At 41.7% G+C, this 3214-nt stretch carries 1 protein-coding gene and 3 pseudogenes; 3 read left to right on the top strand and 1 reads right to left on the bottom strand.

What is annotated here, in order from left to right; translation table 11 throughout:
• Window positions 1-137: 137 nt before the first annotated feature.
• Window positions 138-533 (bottom strand): annotated as a pseudogene (locus QZ106_RS09345) (xylose operon transcription regulator XylR); the annotation flags it as partial.
• A gap of 155 nt (window positions 534-688) precedes the next feature.
• Here QZ106_RS09345 and waaF point away from each other — a divergent pair.
• From waaF to rfaC, 3 genes and pseudogenes are all read left to right on the top strand, one after another.
• A pseudogene (gene waaF, locus QZ106_RS09340) lies at window positions 689-1420 on the top strand (lipopolysaccharide heptosyltransferase II).
• Window positions 1421-1996 (top strand): YcxB family protein, encoded by a 576-nt coding sequence (locus QZ106_RS09335; RefSeq protein WP_295976574.1) that lies wholly within the window; start codon window positions 1421-1423, stop codon window positions 1994-1996.
• Window positions 1977-2937, top strand: a pseudogene (gene rfaC / locus QZ106_RS09330) (lipopolysaccharide heptosyltransferase RfaC). Before QZ106_RS09335 ends, rfaC begins: the two are co-directional and overlap by 20 nt.
• Window positions 2938-3214: the final 277 nt, after the last annotated feature.

The raw sequence follows: 3214 nt of genomic DNA, 5'->3' as shown, positions 1-3214 counted from the left end.
GCATCGTTATAATCAAGGTTTACCGCCTGTTTTAACAAAAACAACCTATCGGGGACTGTTGAATTAGTTGATCACTACAGTATCTCTACCGCTATTTCTTGTTCTTGCACTAAAGGTTTTAATCGCCATTGCTTTTCATCTTCTGTCGGTATGCCGTAAAAAGCAAAATGGTTTAACCCTTTTTGCTGTAAATGCAAAAACGCTATTTCCACCAGCGCATAATTATCTGTTGCCACGTAAGGCAAGTCGGGATAAAAATCGGGGTTTTGATATGAACCACCAACAGCAATAGTCGGTGCATTCACATTTTGCAATAAAGCGACCGTTTCGGGATCGTCGAAATCCGCAATCACACCGTCAATCGGAAAACTTTCAATCGTGTCTTTATGATAAACAAAATCGTCTTCTACAAAAATATCCCAAGTGCATTGCGAGGCTTGCAGATATTGCCCAACTCCTTCCATCACTTCTCAATCATAGACTTTGTTGGCATTAAACAATAACGCAATACGATAATATTTCTGATTGTTCATGTTGAATCTCTTTTAATCGGCGCTGTGAATAATTTTGATTTATATAGCATTAAAATTATTTTATCTTTCAGTGGCTTTATTGAATCAAGCGTGATGTTAGTCTATTATTTATTTCAGCATAAACCGAATAATATCGCCTATTAGGTTAAGATAATATGAATATTTTAGTTATCGGCCCGTCTTGGGTCGGCGATATGATGATGTCGCACAGTTTGTATCAAACGCTGAAACGGCAATATCCACAGTGCAATATTGATGTGTTGGCACCTAATTAGTGTAAGCCTTTGTTGGCTCGTATGCCGGAAGTGCGCAATGCGCTGACCATGCCTATCGGGTACGGCGCAGTAAATCTCGTTGAACGTTACCGCACTTTTGGCGCAAACCGAAAACCGTCCGTCAGTAGCTTTTTGCCCCGGAGCAGAATTCTGTCCGGCGAAACGCTGGCCGCATTATCATTATGCCAAACTTGCCGAAATGCTGATTGAACAGGGGCATGCCGTTCGTTTATTCGGTTCGGCGAAAGACGAAGAAGTCGGCGAACAAATCCGCTGTGCCTTGTCTTCGCCATTGCAATCTTATTGTGTGAATTTAGCCGGACAAACGGGGTTGAGGTGGATTTAATGAGTGATTGCGTTGCCGTGGTGAGTAACGACAGTGGTTTAATGCATGTCGCCGTCGCGCTAAACCGCCCGTTGGTCGCACTTTACGGCCAAACCAGTCCGCAATATACGCTTCCGCTGTCGGACAAAGCGCTAATTATTCGTTTGATTGAAGGCGGGTTGATTAAAATCCGCAAAGGCGAGGGAAAGGACGGCTATCATCAAAGCTTAATTGATATTCAGCCGGAAAATGTTATGGAAAAATTGACCGCACTTTTAGGAGGATAAATGGAAATTCGTTATCAACTGCCTACTGCCAAATATGCAGCGCTACAAAATAAGATCTCTAGACGTATTTATAAAGGTAACAAACTGGTGTGCCGGCTGAGAATTTATGACGTGGCGCTATTTTTGCCTTACCTTGTATTGGTCATCTTAACACGCCATCGCATCCGTAATCTTCAGGAAATGTTAGGTGATTGTTATGAGCCGAATTATTCGTCTTGGCTTGGTTGGTTGTTAGTGATCGGCGGTTATTTTATTTTTGCTTATGCCACCGTCTTTCGTCCTATCTTTGTGAACAAAATTTTTCGTGAACAGGTAAAGGAGGATTTAACGGACTGCGAACAAGTGGTTCGCATTCAAGAGGATGGATTATATTTACAAAATGCACTGGCGCGTTACGTTTTCTTTTATACGAAAGTACGCGCGGTAGAGAATATCGACAATTGCTTAGTCATAATCCTCGGCAGTGGACATTTCCAAGCCATTCCCTATAACGCATTTGCTGATGAAGATCAGCGTATGGCATTTGAACATCTACTGAAAAGCAAAATGACACAAAATGAACGTTTGTCTGGTTAAAACTTCCTCAATGGGCGATGTGCTACATACTTTGCCCACTTCAACGGATGCGCAAAATGCTCTGCCTGATATTACTTTTGATTGGGTGGTGAAAGAGAATTTTGCCGAAATTCCGCGCTGGCATGGGGCGGTTAAGCGTGTTATTCCCATTGCTTTACGGCGTTGGCGTAAGCAGCCTTTTTCAACCAACACCCAACAAGCCTGGAAAAGCTATCGTGCTTTATTACAAGAAAATCAATATGATGCTGTGATTGATGCGCAAGGACTGGTAAAAAGTGCATTCTTTACTACCCGTTTGGCACAAGGTGCAAAATACGGCTACAATCGCTAATGTGCCCGTGAGCCGTTGGCCTCATTTTTTTACGATCACCGGTTTTATGTAGCTTACCAACAACATGCGGTGGAACGCATTCGACAGCTTTTTGCCCTTAGTTTAGGCTATGAGTTGCCTCAAACGCAGGGGGATTATGGCATTGCGCGACATTTTACCAACCATGCTGTAGAAAAGCCTTATATTGTGTTTATTCATGCTACCACACGAGCCGATAAACACTGGCTTGAGGACGAATGGAAAAAAACAGCGGAAAAACTGACCGCACTTTTTAATGTGGAAATTCGCCTTCTTTGGGGAAACGAACAAGAACATCAGTGAGCGCAACGGATTGCGAATGGCTTGGATAAAACCACGGTGTTGCCGAAATTAACGCTCACCGAACTTGCTGATCAAATTACCAACGCCAAGGCGGTGATTTCCGTAGATACCGGCCTTGCCCATCTCACCGCCGCGTTAGATAAGCCGGATATCACCCTATACGGCGCTACGGATCCAAAATTGATCGGCACTTATGGAAAAAATCAGATATATAAAACGCGAGAGAATGAATTTAATTCGGTCGGAAGAGGTTTTAGAACTATTTATGAATAAAACGGTAATTATATAATATTTGATTGTATAACAATAAGTTGTTAGACTTGTTTAGAATGTAAATGGAATATTTATACATTGCATTCATTTATAAACAATTAGTTAAAAGGAATTTTTGAATGAAAGCATTTAATTTAGGGGCTGTACTAGATAACGACTAAATCTTTCATTTAGATTAGAATGCTCAAATGAGAAAAAGTCGCTTAAGTCAGCATTGTAGTGATCAACTAATTCAACAGTCCCCGAAGGTTGTTTTTGTTAAAACAGGCGGTAAACCTTGATTGTAACGATGT

It is taken from the genome of uncultured Aggregatibacter sp. (assembly GCF_901873365.1).
Taxonomy (GTDB): Bacteria; Pseudomonadota; Gammaproteobacteria; order Enterobacterales; family Pasteurellaceae; genus Aggregatibacter.
This window is presented reverse-complemented; position numbering and strand designations above follow the sequence as displayed.

What these genes read in the sequence shown, in the direction of transcription:
- QZ106_RS09335 (WP_295976574.1), top strand. Translation starts at nt 1,421, where the DNA reads ATGGAAATTCGTTATCAACTGCCTACTGCCAAATATGCAGCGCTACAA.